We start from the raw sequence: 18,301 nt of genomic DNA, 5'->3' as shown, positions 1-18,301 counted from the left end.
CGGGGGGGTCCGGCATCTATGTGCTCGGCGCCGCCCGGGCGGCCCTCGGGGGGGGGGGGGGGCCGGGGCGGCGCCCCCCACCCCGCCTTTGTGCGTGGGCCCGGCTCTTTGTGCGCGGGCCCGGCTGTGGGCCTCGGCACACTCTCCCGTCCCAGGTCAACGGCAAGTTGACGGGCGTACGTGGGCGTGGTGGACTTCCCGAGCCATTACGGCGGCAGAAGAGGAAGCCGGTGCGAATCCGGCGCGGTCCCGCCACTGTCACCGGGGAACTGCCCAGCAGGGTCCCCGGAAGCCAGGAACTCTCGCCGCCGATCTCGTCGAATCAGGGCGCGGACACCCTGAGTGAGGACATATCGCCATGCGCGGCCGCCCGTTGCCGGTCCCTGTGACCCTGTCTGCTCCTCTCCACGTACCGGCCGGCTGAAGCCATGAGTGCCGATCGCGACTTCGCGTACGGCGCCGCCGCCGGCCTCCTCGGTGATCTGTTCCTCGGCGATCCCCGCCGCGGGCATCCGGTCGCCGTGTTCGGTCGGGCCGCCGGTGCCGTCGAGCGTGTGCTGTGGCGTGACCACCGCGGGTGGGGCGCCCTGCACGCCGTGGTGTGCGCCGGAGGTGCGGCCGGTGCCGCCGCCCTGGCCTCCGCTCTAGTACGTGACTCACGCGCCGCCTCTGTCGCCCTGACCGCCGCCACCACCTGGGCCGTGGTCGGCGGCACCTCGCTCGGGCGTGAGGCGCGGGCCATCGGCGGGGCGCTCGCCGCCGGGGACGTCGAGGTCGCCAGGGAGCGCCTGCCGCATCTGTGCGGGCGGGATCCGCAGGCCCTCGACGCCGACGGCATCGCGCGGGCCGTGGTCGAGTCCGTCGCCGAGAACACCTCCGACGCCGTGGTCGGCGCCCTGGTGTGGGGCGCGCTCGGCGGGGTGCCCGGGCTCGTCGGCTTCCGGGCCGTGAACACGCTCGACGCCATGGTCGGACACAAGTCCCCGAAGTACCGGCGCTACGGATGGGCCTCCGCACGCCTCGACGATGTTCTGGGGTGGCCCGGGGCCCGGCTCACCGCCGTCCTCGCGGCGGCCGCCGGGGACGCGCCGCGGGGCGCCCTGCGCGCCTGGCGCGCGGACGCCGGCAGGCATCCGAGCCCCAACGCGGGGCCCGTAGAGGCGGCCTTCGCGGGGGCGTTGGGGGTAAGGCTCGGGGGGAGCCTCTCGTACGGAGGCCGGGTCGAGCACCGGCCCGTCCTGAACGGGGACGGGCGCGGCGTCGAAGTCGCCGACATCGAACGGGCCGTGAAGCTGTCGCGCCGGGTGGGGCTGCTTGCCCTGGGGGTCGCGGCAGCGGTGAGCACCATACGGAAGGGCGGGGCGTGATGAGTGGTGGGCTGCTCGTCGCCGGCACCACGTCGGATGCCGGCAAGAGCGTGATCACCGCCGGGATCTGCCGGTGGCTGGCCCGTAAGGGGGTCTCGGTCGCGCCGTTCAAGGCACAGAACATGTCCCTCAACTCCTTCGTCACGCGCGAGGGAGCGGAGATCGGGCGGGCCCAGGCCATGCAGGCGCAGGCCGCCCGGGTCGAGCCGAGCGCGCTGATGAACCCCGTGCTGCTCAAGCCGGGCAGTGACCGCAGCAGCCAGGTCGTCCTGATGGGCAAACCCGTGGGCGAGATGAGTGCGCGGGGCTATCACGGAGGGCGCCAGGAACAGTTGCTCTCCACCGTCGTGGGATGCCTCGAAGAACTCCGGGGCAGCTATGACGCCGTGATCTGCGAAGGCGCGGGCAGCCCCGCCGAGATCAACCTGCGGCGCACGGACATCGTGAACATGGGCATCGCGCGGGCCGCCCGCTTCCCCGTCCTCGTCGTCGGCGACATCGACCGCGGGGGCGTCTTCGCCTCCTTCTTCGGGACCACCGCGCTGCTGAGCGCCGCGGACCAGGAGCTGGTCGCCGGATATCTCGTCAACAAGTTCCGGGGCGACGTCTCGCTGCTCGAACCCGGGCTCGACATGCTCAAGGACCTCACCGGCCGGCGCACGTTCGGAGTGCTGCCGTTCCAGCACGGCCTCGGCATCGACGAGGAGGACGGCCTGCGGGTGTCCCTGCGGGGTGCCGTACGGGAGTCCGTCGTCGCTCCCCCGGTCGGCGACGACGTGCTGCGGGTCGCCGTCTGTGCCGTGCCGCTGATGTCGAACTTCACGGACGTCGACGCGCTGGCCGCCGAACCCGGCGTGGTGGTGCGGTTCGTGGACCGCGCCGAGGAACTCGTCGACGCCGATCTCGTGGTCGTACCGGGTACGCGCGGCACCGTCCGCGCCCTTGAGTGGCTGCGCGAGCGCGGCCTCGCGGACGCCATCGCGCGGCGCGCGGCCGAGGGGCGCCCCGTGCTCGGGATCTGCGGCGGCTTCCAGGTGCTCGGCGAGCACATCGAGGACGACGTCGAGTCACGGGCGGGAGCCGTGGACGGCCTCGGACTGCTGCCCGTGCGCGTGCGGTTCGCGCGCGAGAAGACCCTCGCGAGGCCGGTCGGCGAGGCTCTCGGCGAACCCGTCGAGGGGTACGAGATCCACCACGGCGTCGCCGAAGTCCTGGGCGAGGAACCCTTCCTGGACGGCTGCCGGGTGGGCGAGGTGTGGGGCACGCACTGGCACGGCTCCCTGGAGAGCGACGCGTTCCGGCGCCGCTTCCTTGCCGAGGTCGCCCGCGCCGCGGGGCGCCGCTTCGTGCCCGCGCCCGACACCAGCTTCAGCGCGCTGCGCGAGGAGCAGCTCGACCTGCTCGGCGACCTGATCGAGCACCACGCGGACACGGACGCGCTGCTCCGCCTGATCGAGACCGGCGCCCCCTCCGGCCTCCCCTTCATCGCACCCGGGGCGCCCTCATGACCGGCGGAGCGGGGCGGGCGAGATCCGCTGCCCGCTGCCCCGCCCCGAACCACGTACTGGAGGCCTTGTGAGCACCCCCTATCCGTTCACCGCTCTCGTCGGGCAGGACGACCTGCGGCTCGCCCTGCTGCTCAACGCCGTCTCGCCGGCCGTCGGCGGTGTGCTCGTCCGCGGCGAGAAGGGCACCGCCAAGTCCACCGCCGTGCGGGCGCTCTCCGCGCTCCTGCCGCAGGTGCCCGTCGTCGCCGGATGCCGCTTCTCCTGCGACCCGGCCGCCCCGGACCCCGCCTGCCCCGACGGTCCGCACGAGGCGGGCGGGGCGTCGGTGCGGGACGCCCGCATGGTCGAGCTGCCCGTCGGTGCCTCCGAGGACCGCCTCGTCGGGGCCCTGGACATCGAGCGGGCGCTCGCAGAGGGCGTCAAGGCCTTCGAGCCGGGGCTGCTCGCCGACGCCCACCGCGGCATCCTCTACGTCGACGAAGTCAACCTGCTGCACGACCACTTGGTCGACCTGCTGCTCGACGCCGCCGCGATGGGCGCCTCGTACGTCGAGCGCGAGGGCGTGTCCGTGCGGCATGCCGCGCGGTTCCTGCTCGTGGGCACCATGAACCCCGAAGAGGGCGAGCTTCGCCCGCAGTTGCTCGACCGGTTCGGCCTCACCGTCGAGGTCGCCGCGTCGCGCGAGACCGATCAGCGGGTCGAGGTCGTACGGCGGCGGCTCGCGTACGACGACGACGCGGAAGGGTTCGCCGCGCGGTGGCACGAGGACGAGTCCGCGCTGCGCGAGCGGATCGTCGCGGCACGCGCGCTGCTGCCCCGGGTGCGGCTCGGCGACGGCGCGTTGCGGCAGATCGCCGCGACCTGCGCGGCCTTCGAGGTCGACGGGATGCGGGCCGACATCGTGATGGCGCGTACGGCGACGGCGCTCGCCGCCTGGGCCGGGCGCGAGGACGTACTGGCCGAGGACGTACGGCAGGCCGCTCTCCTCGCGCTTCCGCACCGGCGGCGGCGCAACCCCTTCGACGCGCCGGGGCTCGACGAGGACAAGCTCGACGACACCCTGGAGCAGAACGGCGACGACGAAGGCACGGACGGGGACGACGACCCCGACGGTCCGGGCGGGGGCGGCGTGCCGCCCCAAGGCGGGCCCGAGGCACCCGAAACACCCGATGCCCCGGCACCCGACGCACATGACTCCCCCGCCGACGACAGCGGGCTCGACGGCAAGCAGGACGACGACGCATCCCCCGCGCAGGCTCCCGCCGCGGCTGCCGCCGAGCAGCAGGCCGTAGGAGCCTCCGAGCCGTTCCGCACGAAGATGCTGAGCGTGCCCGGCCTCGGCGAGGGTGCCGCCGGGCGGCGCTCCAGGGCGCGGACCGAGCACGGGCGCACCACGGGGGCCCGGCGGCCGCAGGGGGCGCTCACCAAGCTGCACCTGGCGGCCACCGTGCAGGCGGCTGCCCCGCACCAGCGGGCGCGCGGGCGTTCGGGCCGGGGGCTCGTCGTGCGGCGGGACGATCTGCGGCAGGCGACGCGGGAGGGGCGTGAGGGCAACCTCGTGCTCTTCGTGGTGGACGCCTCCGGGTCGATGGCCGCGCGGAAGCGGATGAGCGCCGTGAAGGGGGCGGTGCTCTCGCTGCTGCTCGATGCCTACCAGCGCCGGGACAAGGTCGGGCTCGTGACCTTCCGGGGCGCCGATGCCGAGGTGGCGTTGCCGCCGACCTCGTCCGTCGACGCTGCCGCCGCCCGTCTGGAGACGCTGCCCACGGGCGGGCGTACGCCGCTGGCGGCCGGGCTGCTCAGGGCGCACGAGGTGCTGCGGGTCGAGCGGCTGCGGGACCCGGCACGGCGGCCGCTGGTCGTGGTCGTCACGGACGGCCGGGCCACGGGAGGCGTGGAGCCGGTGGCGACGGCGGGGCGCGCGGCGCGGCTCTTCGGGGCCGCCAACATCGCCTCAGTGGTCGTCGACTGCGAGTCGGGGCCCGTGCGGCTCGGGCTCGCGGGACAGCTCGCGGGGGAGCTCGGCGGGACCGCCGTGACGCTCGACGAGCTGCGGGCCGAGTCCATCGCCGGGCTCGTCAAGGACGTACAGGGACATCGGATGAGGAGCGTGGCCTGATGCCGCAGGGACAGCCGAACGTGGTGCCGGACGACGGACTCACCACGCGTCAGCGGCGCAACCGGCCGCTGGTCATGGTGCACACCGGGATCGGCAAGGGAAAGTCCACCGCCGCTTTCGGGATGGCGCTGCGGGCCTGGAATCAGGGGTGGCCCATCGGGGTCTTCCAGTTCGTGAAGTCGGCGAAGTGGAAGGTCGGCGAGGAGAACGCCCTGAAGGTGCTCGGGGCGTCCGACGAGGGCGGGTCCGTCACCTGGAACAAGATGGGCGAGGGCTGGTCGTGGATCCAGCGCGCGCCCGCCGAGGGCGAGCCCAGCCACGAGGACAAGGCCCGCGAGGGGTGGGAGCAGGTCAAGCGTGACCTGGCCGCCGAGACGTACTCGCTGTACGTCCTGGACGAGTTCGCCTATCTCCTGCACTGGGGGTGGATCGACGTGGACGAGGTGGTCGAAGTCCTGCGCAATCGTCCCGGGCACCAGCACGTCGTCATCACCGGGCGCTACGCACCGGACGCGCTGGTCGAGTTCGCCGATCTGGTCACCGACATGTCCAAGGTCAAGCATCCGATGGACGCCGGCCAGAAGGGCCAGAGGGGCATCGAGTGGTAGCTCGGCTTGTCGTTGCCGCGCCGTCGTCCGGGAGCGGGAAGACGACCGTGGCCACGGGGTTGATGGCCGCGTTCGCGGCGGCAGGGCTCTCCGTGTCCCCGCACAAGGTGGGGCCCGACTACATCGACCCCGGCTATCACGCGCTGGCCACGGGACGCCCCGGGCGGAACCTCGACGCGTTCATGTGCGGGCCGCAGATGGTGGCGCCGCTGTTCAACCACGGGGCGCGCGGGGCCGATCTCGCCGTGGTCGAGGGCGTCATGGGGCTGTACGACGGGGTCTCCGGGCAGGGTGAACTCGCCTCCACCGCGCATGTGTCGAAGCTGCTGAGGGCGCCCGTGGTGCTCGTCGTCGACGCCTCCTCGCAGTCCCGCTCCGTCGCCGCGCTGGTGCACGGGTTCGCGTCCTGGGACCCGGAGGTGCGGATCGGGGGCGTGATCCTCAACAAGGTGGGGTCCGCACGGCACGAGGAGCTGCTGCGGGACGCCCTCGGCGAGTCCGGGGTGCCGGTCCTCGGCGCGCTCGGCCGGGTCGGCCAGGTCCGGACGCCCTCACGGCATCTGGGGCTCGTCCCGGTGGCCGAGCGGCAGACCGAAGCCGTCGACTCGGTGGCCGCCCTGGCCGCCCGGGTGCGGGAGGGCTGCGATCTCGACGCGATTCTCGCGCTGGCGCGCAGTGCGCCCCCGATGACCGGCGAGACGTGGGATCCGGGCGCGGGAGCTCCTCGTACGCCGGACGAGGCATTGCGGGACGAGGCGTTGCAGGACAAGCCGTTGCAGGACGGCGGACACAGGCCCGTGGTCGCCGTCGCGGGCGGGGCCGCGTTCTCGTTCTCGTACACCGAGCACACCGAGCTCCTGACCGCCGCCGGGGCCGACGTCGTCGTCTTCGATCCGCTGCACGACGAAAAGCTGCCGCCCGGCACCGCGGGGCTGATCATCGGGGGCGGGTTCCCCGAGGTGTACGCGCCCGAGCTGTCCGCCAACGAACCGCTGCGCAAGGCCGTCGCCGAGCTCGCGCTGAGCGGGGCGCCCGTCGCCGCCGAGTGCGCCGGGCTGCTCTACCTGACCCGGGAGCTCGACGGGAAGCCGATGTGCGGCGTGCTCGACGCACATGCCCGTATGTCGGAGCGCCTGACGCTCGGCTACCGCGACGCCGTCGCCGTGTCCGACAGCCCTCTCGCCGCGGCCGGGACCCGGATGCGGGGGCACGAGTTCCACCGCACCGTCGTCGAACCCGGCGCGGGGGCGGCGCCCGCCTGGGGAATGCACTCCCCCCAGCGGCGCGTCGAGGGCTTCGTGCAGCAGGGCGTGCACGCGAGCTATCTGCACACGCACTGGGCCGCCGAGCCCGGCATCGCCCGCCGGTTCACGCAGAGGTGCGGGGGGTGAGAACCGGCCGCGCCGTGGTCTCACTCCGCGATGCCCACCACCAGCCAGATGAACGCGGCCCCCGCCACCGTGCACAGCAGCGTCGAGCGCGCCGGATGCTCGTGGTGCGCCTCCGGGAGGATCTCGGCGGCCGCCAGGTAGAGCAGCGCGCCGCCGAAGAAGCCGAGATATCCGCCGAGCAGTTGCTCCGGAATGGTGAACAGGAGCGTCGACGCGGCGCCCACGACCGGGGCCACCGCGTCCGCGAAGAGCATCGCGAGGGCCTTGCGGCGGGCGTTCCCGTACAGACTGGTGAGCGTGTACGTGTTGAAGCCGTCCGCGAAGTCGTGGGCGACGACCGCGAGCGCGACCGCCACCCCCATGCCGCCGCCCACCTGGAACGCGGCGCCGATCGCGACACCGTCCATGGCGCTGTGGCCGACCATCGCGCCCGCCGCCGTCAGGCCCACCTGCGGGACCCGGCCGTTCGTGTGCTCGTCCGCCCCGTGGGCGGCGTGGCGGCCCGCCAGGAGGTGTTCCACCAGGTGCGCGGCGAGGAATCCCGCGACGAACAGGAGCAGCGCGGCGGGTACGCCGAAGACCGGTCCGCCCGCGGCGTCGAGCGCCTCCGGCAGCAGGTCGAGGCCGACCACGCCGAGCATGAGACCGCCCGCGAGGCCGAGGACGAGATGGCGCCGGTCGGTGACCCGCTGGGCCGTCCAGCCGCCCACCAGGGTCATCACAAAGGCGCCGAGCGCCACGAACACCGCCATGGGCCCTTGCTAGCCGATTGACCCCCTGCCCCGCACATCCACATCCGGTCGCGGAGCGCGCACCGATCCGTTTCCGTCCCGTACGAGAGGAGCCCCGGCCATGGCAGACACCGAAGCAGCCGCCTGCGGGGCGACCCCGGCGGTGTCCCTCGAACAGGTGGCGGCCGTCCATGAGCCGGCCGCCGGGTCCGGCGGGCGGTCCGCGGGCCTCGTGGTGGGCGTCGGGGCGGCCAGGGGCGTACCGGCCGATGAAGTTCTCGGCCTGGTGCGGGACACCCTCCGGGACGCGGGGCTGTCTCCGGCCTGCGTCACCGCGCTGGCGACCGTCGACGCGAAGGCCGATGAGCCCGGCATCATCGCGGCGGCGGCGCGACTCGGGGTACCGGTCGTGACGTACGCGGCCGACGAGCTGGCCGGTGTCGACGTGCCGAACCCGTCCTACGCGCCGCTCGCCGCCACGGGTACACCGTCCGTGGCGGAGGCCTCCGCATTGTGCGGCGGCGGTGAACTCCTCGTGCCCAAGCGGAAGTCGGCGCCGGCCGGGCGGGCGCCCATGGCAACCTGTGCCGTCGCGCGCCACGCGCCTCTCGTACGGGGCGCCGCGCGTGCCCCCATCTCGTCCGAACGGAACAGGCAGAGCAATCAAGGAGTTCCAGTGACCAGCCCGCCCGCACTGCTCATCGCCGGACACGGCATCCGGGACGAGGCCGGGGCGAACGCCTTCCGGGACTTCGTGGGCGAACTCGCCCGCCGCGACCCCGGACTGCCGGTCGCCGGCGGCTTCACCGCGTCCTCGTCCTCGTCGCCGTCGCCGTCGCCGTCGCTCGGCGATGCGGTCGCCGAGCTCGTGGACCTCGGGGCGGAACGCGTCGCGGCCGTCCCGCTGACGCTGGTGCCGCCCGGGAACGCGGCGGACGGCCTGTACGCGGCGCTCGGCGGTGCGCAGGAGCGTCACCCCGGCCTGGCGTACTCCTGCGGGCGCCCGCTCGGCCCGCATCCCTCGCTCCTGAAGGTCCTGGCCCGCCGTGTGGACGAGGCGCTCGGCGGCCCGGCCCGCACGCCCGGCGACCGCGCGGACGTCATGGTGCTGCTCGTGGGCGACGGTTCGACGGACCCGGAGGCCAACGCCGACGTGCACAGGGCGGCCCGGCTGCTGTGGGAAGGGCGCGGTTACGCGGGTGTGGAGACGGCGTTCGTGTCGCTCGCCGCGCCGGACGTGCCCTCCGGCCTCGACCGCTGTGTGCGTCTTGGCGCGTCCCGGATCGTCGTCCTGCCCTACTTCCTGTTCACCGGCACCCTGCCGGAGCGGATTTGCCAGCAGACGGACGGCTGGGCGGCGGCGCAGCCGGGCATCGAGGTGCATCCGGCGGATGTGATCGGCCCCGCCGGGGAACTGCTCGACCTCGTCATGGAGCGCTACCGGGAGGCGGCGGCCGACGGCGCCCCTGTGCCGGGCTCCGCCGCCGGAACGGACCACGGATCCCATGCACCTGCCCGCTGACCACGACGGCGGCCCCGACCTGCGGCATCACGGCGATGCAGAGGTCCGCGGCGCCGAAGACCTGACCGACCTCGCGGTGAACGTCCGCGCGAACACCCCGCCCGCCTGGCTCAAGCAGCACCTCGCCGCATCGCTGGACGGCCTTGCCGCCTATCCGGACGGCCGCGCGGCACGGGCGGCCGTGGCGGCGCGGCACGGCGTGCCGCCGGACCGGGTGCTGCTCACGTCGGGTGCGGCGGAGGCCTTCGTGCTGCTCGCCCGCGCCCTGAAGGTGCGCCAGCCGGTGGTGGTCCACCCGCAGTTCACCGAGCCCGAGGCGGCGCTGCGGGACGCGGGGCATGCGGTGGGCCGGGTCCTGCTCCGCGATGAGGACGGGTTCCGGCTCTCGGGGGCGACGGTCCCGGAGGGCGCCGACCTGGTCGTGATCGGCAATCCGACGAACCCGACGTCCGTGCTCCACCCCTCCGCCTCGATCGCCTCACTCGCCCGCCCCGGACGGTTCCTGGTGGTGGACGAGGCGTTCATGGACGCGGTGCCGGACGAGCGGGAGGCGCTTGCGGGGCGTACGGACGTGCCGGGGCTCGTGGTGCTGCGCAGCCTCACCAAGACGTGGGGCCTCGCGGGGCTGCGGATCGGTTACGTCCTGTCCGATCCGGAGACGATCGCGACGCTCGCCGCGGCGCAGCCGCTCTGGCCGGTTTCCTCGCCCGCGCTCGCGGCGGCGGAGGTGTGCGTGGCGCCTGCGGCGCTGGCGGAGGCCTCTGCGGCGGCTGTGCGGATCGCCGCGGACCGGGCTTATCTCCTGGACGGGCTGCGGGAGTTCGCCCCCTTCGGGGTGCGGGCCGTGGAGCCCGCACAGGGCCCCTTCATCCTGGTCCGGGCCCCCGGGGCCCCGGCCCTCCGTGACCGCCTGCGGGAGCGGGGCTTCGCCTTGCGGCGGGGGGATACGTTTCCGGGGCTGGGAGAGGAGTGGCTTCGGGTGGCCGTGCGGGACGTCGAGACCACGGATCGGTTGCTGGCGGCGGTGCGGGGAGTCCTGGGGGGCTGAAACCGGGGTTCTGGTTGCCGTCATCACCGGCTTCGCCGAGTTCGTCCTCAAACGCCGGACGGGCTGGACCACCAGCTCGTCCGGCGTTCGAGAACCCCCTGGCCTCAGCCCCTGCGCCCCCGGCGAGTCATCGCCACCGCCCCGCCCCCCGCGGCGAGCAGCACGACCGCGCCGGCCACCAGGTACGGCGTGGACGAGTTCCCTCCGGTCTCGGCGAGGTTCGCCTCCTGCGGCTTGTCGGCGACCGGCTTCTCCTCCGTGCCGCCCTGCGGCTGCGGCTGCGGCTTGGCGGGAGTCGAGGGCTCGGGCTTCGCGGCCGCCGCGGGCGTCTCGCACGACGCGCCCGCGAGCGTCACCGTCCCCTCCACCTCCGCGACGTTCAGCTTCAGGGGATTCACGGACACCTTCAATTCGAGCGCGGTGGCCGCCGCCGTACGCGACGTCGTGTGCGTCTTCGACAGGTCGAGCCGCACCTCCCCGACCCCCGGCACCTTCACCTGCGTCGTGCCGCCCGCCGACAGCGTGATCTTCTTGCCGAGCACGGTCACGCCGCCCAAGAGGTTCGCCTCGGCGACGGGCTTCTTGCCCGCCGCGCAGACCGCCTTGGACGTCACCTGCTCGACCTCGATCAGGGACAGCAGCGGCAGGCCCGGCACGTGCACCTTCGCCCGCGCGATGTTGCTGTAGCCCTCCGCCTTGCCTTCCTCGACGGTCGCCTTCGCGGTGGCGACGTCCGCCCGGAGCACGCTGAACGGCTGCCCGCCGTCGACACCGTCCAGCTTCGCGGTGAGCGCGGTCTTCTCGGCGCTGGCGGGCGCCTGCACTTCGTTGAGGGCGACCCTGAGCGGGGCGTTCACGGTCTTGTTGAGCAGGGACACATCGAGCCCGGTGCGCAGCACGACGGCGTTCGCGCGGCCCTTGTCGCCGCCCGTCGCCGAGGCCGGTCCCGCGGTGGCGAGCGCCGCGGGACCCGCGACGAGGACGGTGGCGGTGGCGATCACGCCGAGGCGGCGTGCGGGCAGGCGGAAGGTGTTGCTGTTCAAGGTGGTGGAACCCCCACAAGAGTTACGGAGCCGCCGGAAGCCTCGCGCTTCGCTGGATGGGGACATCGCATGAGCACGACACCGGCAACATCGACAGGGGGAATCTTTACGCACTGAGAGTGAATAGCCAGCGACCAAGCGTGAGTTCACTCCAAAGGGAGGTTTCCGTCCCTGCTTTCGAATCTTGCGGCACGGACGTTCCCCTCAGTCACCCGAGCAACTCCCTGGCTCGAACACGGCGGTTGACGCCCGGTGCGGTGGCCGAATGATGTGCAACGAACCGAGGACCGTGCACGTAACGCTCCGTCAATATGAGTCCCATGAGCGCAGAAAGCATGGAGAGCCTGGCGAGCCCGGAGAGCCCGCAGCAGAGGCGGGACACGAGCGGCGGGGAATGGTCCGCGCAGGGCGGGTACGGCGTGCGGTTCGAGTGGGGGCCCGAGGGGGCCCGGCGGCTCATGGCGGGCGGCGACGCGGACGCGGGGTGCCTGGTCGTCGTCGACGTACTGTCGTTCTCGACGGCGGTTTCGGTGGCGGTGGACGCGGGGACGAGGGTCTTCCCCTACGCATGGCGGGACGAGAGCGCCGTCGCCTTCGCCGCGGGACGGGGTGCCGAACTGGCGGTGGGGCGGCGCGCGATGAGCTCCGCGTCGCCGTGGTCCCTCTCCCCCGCCGCACTGCGCCGGGCCCCCTTCACGCCCCGGCTCGTGCTGCCCTCGCCCAACGGGTCGGCGATCGCCGCGGCCGCGGGGGCGTCGGGGGTGGTGGTCGCGGGGTGCCTCAGGAACGCGGCGGCGGTGGGGAGTTGGCTGGTGGAGCAGGGCTACGGGGGGTCTCACCGGCCAGTCGCCGTGGTCGCCGCCGGTGAGCGGTGGCCCGACGGGAGCTTGCGGCCCGCGGTGGAGGATCTGCTGGGGGCGGGGGCGGTGATCTCCGCGATGCGGGGGGTTTCGCTGTCGCCGGAGGCGGGCGTCGCTGCGGGCGCGTTCCAGTCGTGCGGCGATGTCGCCTCGGCTGTCGCCGACTGCGCGTCGGGGCGGGAACTTCGGGGCTACGGCTTCGCGGAGGATGTGACGGTGGCCGTGGAGGCGGGGGGATCCGAGGGGGTACCGGTACTGATGGACGGGGCCTTCTTCGCCCCCGCCCTGCCGCTTCCCGACTGCGTCTGATTGCGGCTCCGGCGCGCAGGGGTCTGGGGCGCAGGGGCTCCGGCACACAGGGGGTTCTGGCGCGCAGGGGCACCGTCCGCGCAGGGGCACCGTCCGCGCAAGCCCCCCCCATCCACGCAGGGGTTCCGGCGCGCAGGGGTCTGGGGCGCAGGGCCCCCGTCCGCGCAAGGGCCCGTCCACGCAGGGGTTCCGGCGCGCAAGGGCCCCGCCCGCGCAGGGCCCCCGTCTGCGCAAGACCCCCCACCACGCAGGGATTCCCGCACGCAGGGCACCGTCCGCGCTAGGCCCCCGCCCGCGCAGGGGCTCCGCCGCGCAGGGCCCCCGCCCCAGACCCCGGGCAGGCCTCACCCCGGCCGGGCCGGACCTATCCAGCCCGGCCGGAATCATCCAGCCCGTCCGGCGTTTGAGGACGAACTCGGCGGAGCCGGTGATCAGCGGCCAACAGCGCCCCGCCTACCCCCCGGTGATCAGCGGTCACCGGCGCCGCGCCCCGCCTACCCCACCACCCTCCCGTTCAGCACAACCCTCCGCGGCGCGGCAAGCACCCCCACGTCCTGCCGGGGGTCCTCGCCGTACACCACCAGATCCGCCGGGGCCCCCTCCTCCAGGCCAGGGCGTCCCAGCCAGGACCTCGCGCCCCACGTCGTCGCCGACAGCGCGTCCACCGCCGGGATTCCGGCGAGCCGCAGCTCGGCCACCTCGGCGGCGACCAGGCCGTGGGCCAGCGAGCCTCCCGCGTCCGTGCCGGCAAAGACCGGCACCCCGGCGTCGTACGCGGCCCGCACCGTGTCGTAGCGCCGTTCGTACAGCCGCCGCATGTGCCGCGACCACTTCGGGAACTTCGCCTCGCCGCCGTCCGCGAGCTGCGGGAACGTCGCGATGTTCACCAGCGTCGGGACGATCGCGACGCCCCGCTCGGCGAACAGCGGAATGGTCTCCTCGGTCAGCCCGGTGGCGTGCTCGATGCAGTCGATGCCCGCCTCCACCAGGTCCCGCAGGGAATCCTCGGCGAAGCAGTGCGCCGTCACCCGCGCGCCCAGGCGGTGCGCCTCCGCGATCGCCGCCTCCACCTCGGCCCGCGGCCAGCACGCCGTCAAGTCACCCGCGTCGCGGTCGATCCAGTCGCCGACCAGCTTGACCCAGCCGTCGCCGCGCCGCGCCTCCTGCGCGACGTAGGCGACGAGGTCGGCGGGCTCGATCTCGTGGGCGTAGTTGCGGATGTAGCGGCGCGTGCGCGCGATGTGGCGGCCCGCCCGGATGATCTTCGGAAGGTCCTCGCGGTCGTCGATCCAGCGCGTGTCGGAGGGGGAGCCCGCGTCGCGGATGAGGAGCGCGCCGATCTCCCGGTCGGTCAGCGCCTGCTTCTCCGCCGTGTCCGCGTCCACCGGACCGTGCGCGTCCAGGCCGACGTGGCAGTGCGCGTCGACCAGGCCGGGGAGCGTCCAGCCGTCGACCGTGACGTCCGGCGCCGCCGCCGGGCGGTCATAGGTCACCCGACCCCCGACCACCCACAATTCGTCCCGGACCTCGTCCGGGCCGACGAGCACCCGCCCCTTGACGTGCAGCACCGTGTGATCGCTCATGTACAGCAGCTTAGGAGCCTGTCGGTACGCTCGGTCCGGCAGCCCGAACGAACTCGTGAGCGAAGTGAGCAGCACCGTGACCCACCCCTTCCTTGACCTGGCACCCCTGAGTGCCCAGCACTTCGCCTCCATCGAGGAGCGCGTCGCCGGGCTGCTCTCCACCTCGCAGGACGTCGTGATCATGCAGGGCGAGGCGCTGCTTCCCCTGGAGGGCTGTATCCGGGGCGCGGCGCAGCCGGGCACGACCGCGCTGAACGTCATCACCGGGCCGTACGGGCAGACCTTCGGCAATTGGCTGCGCGACTGCGGGGCGACCGTCGTGGACCTCGCCGTCCCCTTCCACACGGCCGTGACGGCGGAGCAGGTGCGCGAGGCGCTCGCCGCGCACCCGGAGATCGACTTCGTCTCGCTCGTCCACGCCGAGGCCGCGACCGGCAACACCAACCCCGTAGCCGAGATCGGTGAGGTCGTCCGCGAGCACGGCGCCCTCTTCATGCTCGACGCCGTCGCGTCGGTGGCCGCCGAGCCGCTGCTTCCCGACGCCTGGGGCGTGGACCTGTGCGTGATCGGCGCCCAGAAGGCGATGGGCGGCCCCGCGGGCGTATCGGCCGTCTCCGTGAGCGAGCGGGCCTGGACGCGGCTCGCCGCCAATCCGCAGGCGCCCCGCCGCTCGTACCTCTCCCTCCTGGACTGGAAGGAGCGGTGGATCGACGGCGGGCGCAAGGCGCTGCTCCACGCCCCGGCGCAGCTGGAGATGCTCGCGCTCGAAGCGTGCGTGGAGCGCATCGAGGCGGAGGGGCCCGACGCCCTGATGGCGCGGCACGCGACGGCCGCCGCCGCGACCCGTGCGGGGGCGATCGCGCTGGGCGGCGGGCTCGAGCCCTACGTCCACGAGGCGCGGGACGCCGCTCCGGTCGCCACGACGCTGCGTGCCCCTCAGGGTGTGGACGCCTCGCTGCTGGTCGCCAAGGCGCTGGCCGCGGACCCGGTGCTTCCGCTGGTCGCGGGCGGCGGCGCGCTGGCCAAGGAGATGATCCGGGTGAACCACTACGGCCCGGACGCGACCCGTGGCGTCGTGCACGCCTCGCTGGCCGCCCTGGGCGCCGCGATGGGCGAAGCGGGGCTGGCGGTCGACCTCGAAGCGGCCCGGCGCGCGGTGACGGCCGCCTGGCAGTAGGGGACGGCGCGCTTTCCACCGCGGGGGGCCGATCCACCGCGGGGGGCCGATCCACCGCAGGAGCCGACCCACCGCGGGGGCCGGCCCACCACAGCGACCGAAGCCGCGGAAGGCGCCCCGTCTTCCCCGCCGCGCCGGATCCATGCCGGCGCGGCGCCCGGCCAAGCTCACAGCGAACAGCGAACGCGCCGAGGGGCCCGCATGGCAGCGTGACCGCCATGACCACGCTCCCGGACGGCCGCCCCGTGCCCGACCCGACCGCGGGCGAGCCGGCGATGCTGACGGACTGGCTCGACTTCCACCGCGAGACGCTCGCGATGAAGTGCTCCGGCCTCGATGACGCGCAGACCCGTCTCACGGCGGTCCCGTCCTCGTCCCTGACCCTGCTCGGCCTCGTGCAGCACCTGGCCGAGGTGGAGCGGAACTGGTTCCAGCGGGTGCTCGCCGGGCGGGACGTGCCGCCGGTGTACGGGGACCCTGCCGGAGGTTTCGCCCTGGACCCGCAGCGGTCGTACGGCCAGGCCCTGGCCGTGTGGCGGCGCGAGGTGGCGGTGAGCCGGGAGATCTGCGAGGGGCGTTCGCCGGACGACGTCGGGCGGCTGAGCGAGCGGGAGGCCGCCGTGGCGGGCAGCGCCGAGGTGAGCCTGCGCTGGATCCTGGTCCACCTCATCGAGGAGTACGCGCGGCACAACGGTCACGCCGATCTCCTCAGGGAGGGAATCGACGGGGTAACGGGGCCGTAAATGCTCTACGTAAATTCACGGACGCATTCTCACCGCTTCTTTATCCACTTTATCAGCACAGCTTCCCGTATTCTTCTGCCCGCTTTTCAGGGACCTAAACACTAAGGTTTCAGCAACACACAGTCTCACAATTCGGACATGCTTCGAGGGAGTTACGCTTCTGTGACGTACTCCACATCGCGCCCGGAATGTTCTCTATGACCCCGTCAAATCAGGCCAAATCGCCGAGTTCTCCTGCGGGCGCGCACCCCCGCGTGATAACACATGGGGCGCTCTGACGTAACCCCTCCCGCCGATGCAATTAAAGAAATTGCTCGGTAAATTCAATCCGCATGACCGCTGCACAAGCCGATCTACCGACCGACCTGCTAGCGAATTCCCTGGAAATGCCCGAGGGGTTGCGCCTCGACACCCCCGACGTCGCCGACGGTGCCGCGATCTGGCGGATCGCCCGCGACTCGAAGGTGTTGGACCTCAACTCCTCGTACAGCTACCTGCTGTGGTGCCGTGACTTCGCGGCGACCTCCGTGGTGGCCAGGGACGCGAAGGGTGAGCCCGCCGGGTTCATCACCGGCTACATCAGGCCAGAGCGGCCACGCACCCTGGTGGTCTGGCAGGTTGCCGTCGACCAGGCGCACCGAGGCCGCGGCCTCGCCGGTGCGCTGCTCGACGGTCTGACCGCCAAGGTCGCCGCCGACCGGGAGCTGGTCTCGGTCGAGACGACCATCACGCCGGACAACGCCCCGTCCCAGCGGCTCTTCACCTCGTACGCACAGCGCCACGGAGCGTCGGTCGAGCGCACGGTGCTCTTCGACGCCGGGCTCTTCCCCGAAGAGGGGCACGAGCCCGAGGTCCTGTACCTGATAGAGCCGATCACCAAGACCGGGCAGGCCGCGCAGACCGGGCCGGTCGAGCCAGTCGGCTGAGTTCCGCCCTTCCCCCCACGCACCACCCGTTCCCCCCCACCTCCCACGTCTTTCCATCTCCCAGGAGATCTGCTGTGACCATCACCCAGCCCGACCTGAGCGTCTTCGAGACCCTGGAGTCGGAGGTGCGCAGCTACTGCCGCGGTTGGCCCACCATCTTCGACCGTGCGCAGGGCAGCCGCATGTTCGACGAGGACGGCCACTCGTACCTCGACTTCTTCGCCGGGGCCGGGTCGCTCAACTACGGCCACAACAACCCGGTCCTCAAACGCGCCCTGATCGACTACCTGGAGCGCGACAGCATCGTCCACGGCCTGGACATGTCGACGACCGCCAAGCGCGCGTTCCTCGAGTCGTTCCAGAACATCATCCTGCGCCCGCGTGACCTGCCCTACAAGGTCATGTTCCCGGGCCCGACGGGCACCAACGCCGTCGAGTCCGCGCTGAAGCTGGCGCGCAAGGTCAAGGGCCGCGAGTCGATCGTGTCGTTCACGAACGCCTTCCACGGCATGTCGCTCGGCTCGCTCGCGGTGACCGGAAACGCCTTCAAGCGCGCCGGTGCCGGCATCCCGCTGGTGCACGGCACGCCGATGCCGTTCGACCACTACTTCGACGGCAAGACCCCCGACTTCATCTGGTTCGAGCGGCTGCTCGAGGACCAGGGCTCCGGCCTCAACCAGCCCGCCGCCGTGATCGTCGAGACGGTGCAGGGCGAGGGCGGCATCAACGTCGCCCGCGCCGAGTGGCTGCGCAAGCTCGCCGAGGTGTGCGAGCGCTGGGACATGCTCCTGATCGTCGACGACATCCAGATGGGCTGCGGCCGTACCGGCGCGTTCTTCTCCTTCGAAGAGGCGGGCATCACGCCGGACATCGTGACGGTGTCCAAGTCCATCAGCGGCTACGGCCTGCCGATGGCGCTGACCCTGTTCAAGCCGGAGCTGGACATCTGGGAGCCGGGCGAGCACAACGGCACCTTCCGCGGCAACAACGCCGCGTTCGTCACGGCCGCCGCCGCCCTGGAGACCTACTGGTCCGACGGCCCGGCCATGGAGAAGCAGACCCGTGCCCGCGGCGAGCAGATCGAAGAGGCCTTCGCCGCGATCGCCGACGAGAACCCCGGCGCCATCAAGGAGTACCGCGGCCGCGGTCTCGTCTGGGGCATGGAGTTCATCGACAAGGCACGTGCGGGCGCCATCGCCAAACGCGCCTTCGAACTGGGCCTGCTCATCGAGACGTCCGGGCCCGAGAGCGAGGTCGTCAAGCTCCTTCCGGCGCTGACGATCACCGCCGACGAACTGGACGAAGGGCTTCGTACCCTCGCCCGTGCGGTGCGCGAGACCGCCTGAGCGATTTCGAGCCAGTTCTT

The 18,301-nt window shown here is 72.9% G+C and carries 15 protein-coding genes and 1 riboswitch; of the genes, 12 read left to right on the top strand and 3 right to left on the bottom strand.

Annotated features, from left to right (window positions below):
• The first annotated feature begins 195 nt into the window (after nucleotides 1-195).
• Nucleotides 196-324, top strand: a riboswitch (cobalamin riboswitch).
• Between the two features lie 104 nt (nucleotides 325-428).
• The 5 genes from ACQKIP_RS05245 (at nucleotide 429) to ACQKIP_RS05225 (ending at nucleotide 6,993) form a co-directional block, all read left to right on the top strand.
• Nucleotides 429-1,367, top strand: a complete 939-nt coding sequence (locus tag ACQKIP_RS05245) for a cobalamin biosynthesis protein (RefSeq protein WP_365853273.1) — start codon at nucleotides 429-431, stop codon at nucleotides 1,365-1,367.
• Nucleotides 1,367-2,875: a cobyric acid synthase gene (locus ACQKIP_RS05240; protein ID WP_365853271.1), complete on the top strand. Its 1,509-nt coding sequence runs from the start codon at nucleotides 1,367-1,369 to the stop codon at nucleotides 2,873-2,875. Before ACQKIP_RS05245 ends, ACQKIP_RS05240 begins: the two co-directional genes overlap by 1 nt.
• A 67-nt stretch (nucleotides 2,876-2,942) precedes the next feature.
• Nucleotides 2,943-4,994: a putative cobaltochelatase gene (locus ACQKIP_RS05235; protein WP_365853269.1), complete on the top strand. Its 2,052-nt coding sequence runs from the start codon at nucleotides 2,943-2,945 to the stop codon at nucleotides 4,992-4,994.
• Nucleotides 4,994-5,602: a cob(I)yrinic acid a,c-diamide adenosyltransferase gene (gene cobO / locus ACQKIP_RS05230; RefSeq protein ID WP_190083331.1), complete on the top strand. Its 609-nt coding sequence runs from the start codon at nucleotides 4,994-4,996 to the stop codon at nucleotides 5,600-5,602. The genes ACQKIP_RS05235 and cobO overlap by 1 nt, the downstream gene beginning before the upstream one ends.
• The gene (locus tag ACQKIP_RS05225; protein ID WP_365853267.1) at nucleotides 5,596-6,993 is read left to right on the top strand and encodes a cobyrinate a,c-diamide synthase; all 1,398 of its coding nucleotides are present in this window, start codon (nucleotides 5,596-5,598) and stop codon (nucleotides 6,991-6,993) included. Before cobO ends, ACQKIP_RS05225 begins: the two co-directional genes overlap by 7 nt.
• Nucleotides 6,994-7,013: 20 nt before the next feature.
• Here ACQKIP_RS05225 and ACQKIP_RS05220 read toward each other — a convergent pair whose 3' ends face one another.
• On the bottom strand, nucleotides 7,014-7,745 hold the full coding sequence (locus ACQKIP_RS05220; RefSeq protein ID WP_365853265.1) for a ZIP family metal transporter: 732 nt from the start codon (nucleotides 7,743-7,745) through the stop codon (nucleotides 7,014-7,016).
• A 100-nt stretch (nucleotides 7,746-7,845) separates the two neighbouring features.
• Between ACQKIP_RS05220 and ACQKIP_RS05215 the strand changes: the two genes are divergently transcribed.
• Nucleotides 7,846-9,246: a cobalamin biosynthesis protein gene (locus tag ACQKIP_RS05215; protein ID WP_365853263.1), complete on the top strand. Its 1,401-nt coding sequence runs from the start codon at nucleotides 7,846-7,848 to the stop codon at nucleotides 9,244-9,246.
• The gene (gene cobC, locus ACQKIP_RS05210) at nucleotides 9,230-10,294 is read left to right on the top strand and encodes an Rv2231c family pyridoxal phosphate-dependent protein CobC (RefSeq protein WP_365853261.1); all 1,065 of its coding nucleotides are present in this window, start codon (nucleotides 9,230-9,232) and stop codon (nucleotides 10,292-10,294) included. Before ACQKIP_RS05215 ends, cobC begins: the two co-directional genes overlap by 17 nt.
• A gap of 104 nt (nucleotides 10,295-10,398) precedes the next feature.
• Here cobC and ACQKIP_RS05205 read toward each other — a convergent pair whose 3' ends face one another.
• A complete protein-coding gene (locus tag ACQKIP_RS05205; RefSeq protein ID WP_365853259.1) occupies nucleotides 10,399-11,337 on the bottom strand; it encodes an SCO1860 family LAETG-anchored protein in 939 nt (312 codons plus the stop codon).
• Between the two features lie 320 nt (nucleotides 11,338-11,657).
• Here ACQKIP_RS05205 and ACQKIP_RS05200 point away from each other — a divergent pair, with 320 nt between their 5' ends.
• Nucleotides 11,658-12,506 carry a 2-phosphosulfolactate phosphatase gene (locus ACQKIP_RS05200; protein ID WP_365853257.1) on the top strand — a complete coding sequence of 283 codons (849 nt, stop codon included), beginning with the start codon at nucleotides 11,658-11,660 and terminating at the stop codon, nucleotides 12,504-12,506.
• Between the two features lie 494 nt (nucleotides 12,507-13,000).
• Here the strand turns inward: ACQKIP_RS05200 and ACQKIP_RS05195 are convergent, their stop codons facing one another.
• Nucleotides 13,001-14,089 (bottom strand): amidohydrolase family protein, encoded by a 1,089-nt coding sequence (locus ACQKIP_RS05195; protein WP_365853255.1) that lies wholly within the window; start codon nucleotides 14,087-14,089, stop codon nucleotides 13,001-13,003.
• A 76-nt stretch (nucleotides 14,090-14,165) separates the two neighbouring features.
• Here ACQKIP_RS05195 and ACQKIP_RS05190 point away from each other — a divergent pair, with 76 nt between their 5' ends.
• From ACQKIP_RS05190 to ectB, 4 genes are all read left to right on the top strand, one after another.
• A complete protein-coding gene (locus tag ACQKIP_RS05190) occupies nucleotides 14,166-15,266 on the top strand; it encodes a pyridoxal-phosphate-dependent aminotransferase family protein (protein ID WP_365853494.1) in 1,101 nt (366 codons plus the stop codon).
• A gap of 218 nt (nucleotides 15,267-15,484) precedes the next feature.
• The gene (locus ACQKIP_RS05185) at nucleotides 15,485-16,009 is read left to right on the top strand and encodes a DinB family protein (RefSeq protein ID WP_365853253.1); all 525 of its coding nucleotides are present in this window, start codon (nucleotides 15,485-15,487) and stop codon (nucleotides 16,007-16,009) included.
• Nucleotides 16,010-16,341: 332 nt separating this feature from the next.
• Nucleotides 16,342-16,935, top strand: coding sequence for a diaminobutyrate acetyltransferase (ectA, locus tag ACQKIP_RS05180; RefSeq protein WP_365853251.1), 594 nt, complete (start codon nucleotides 16,342-16,344; stop codon nucleotides 16,933-16,935).
• A gap of 74 nt (nucleotides 16,936-17,009) precedes the next feature.
• On the top strand, nucleotides 17,010-18,281 hold the full coding sequence (gene ectB, locus ACQKIP_RS05175) for a diaminobutyrate--2-oxoglutarate transaminase (protein WP_361188226.1): 1,272 nt from the start codon (nucleotides 17,010-17,012) through the stop codon (nucleotides 18,279-18,281).
• Nucleotides 18,282-18,301: the final 20 nt, after the last annotated feature.

This window comes from Streptomyces sp. NPDC059900, assembly GCF_050270335.1.
Classification (GTDB): domain Bacteria; phylum Actinomycetota; class Actinomycetes; order Streptomycetales; family Streptomycetaceae; genus Streptomyces.
The sequence above is the reverse complement of the archived record's forward strand: the minus strand, read 5'-3'. Positions and strand labels throughout refer to the sequence as shown.

What these genes read in the sequence shown, in the direction of transcription:
- ACQKIP_RS05245 (WP_365853273.1), top strand. Translation starts at nt 429, where the DNA reads ATGAGTGCCGATCGCGACTTCGCGTACGGCGCCGCCGCCGGCCTCCTC.
- ACQKIP_RS05240 (WP_365853271.1), top strand. Translation starts at nt 1,367, where the DNA reads ATGAGTGGTGGGCTGCTCGTCGCCGGCACCACGTCGGATGCCGGCAAG.
- cobO (WP_190083331.1), top strand. Translation starts at nt 4,994, where the DNA reads ATGCCGCAGGGACAGCCGAACGTGGTGCCGGACGACGGACTCACCACG.
- ACQKIP_RS05220 (WP_365853265.1), bottom strand. Translation starts at nt 7,745, where the DNA reads ATGGCGGTGTTCGTGGCGCTCGGCGCCTTTGTGATGACCCTGGTGGGC.
- ACQKIP_RS05215 (WP_365853263.1), top strand. Translation starts at nt 7,846, where the DNA reads ATGGCAGACACCGAAGCAGCCGCCTGCGGGGCGACCCCGGCGGTGTCC.
- cobC (WP_365853261.1), top strand. Translation starts at nt 9,230, where the DNA reads ATGCACCTGCCCGCTGACCACGACGGCGGCCCCGACCTGCGGCATCAC.
- ACQKIP_RS05200 (WP_365853257.1), top strand. Translation starts at nt 11,658, where the DNA reads ATGAGCGCAGAAAGCATGGAGAGCCTGGCGAGCCCGGAGAGCCCGCAG.
- ACQKIP_RS05195 (WP_365853255.1), bottom strand. Translation starts at nt 14,089, where the DNA reads ATGAGCGATCACACGGTGCTGCACGTCAAGGGGCGGGTGCTCGTCGGC.
- ACQKIP_RS05185 (WP_365853253.1), top strand. Translation starts at nt 15,485, where the DNA reads ATGACCACGCTCCCGGACGGCCGCCCCGTGCCCGACCCGACCGCGGGC.
- ectA (WP_365853251.1), top strand. Translation starts at nt 16,342, where the DNA reads ATGACCGCTGCACAAGCCGATCTACCGACCGACCTGCTAGCGAATTCC.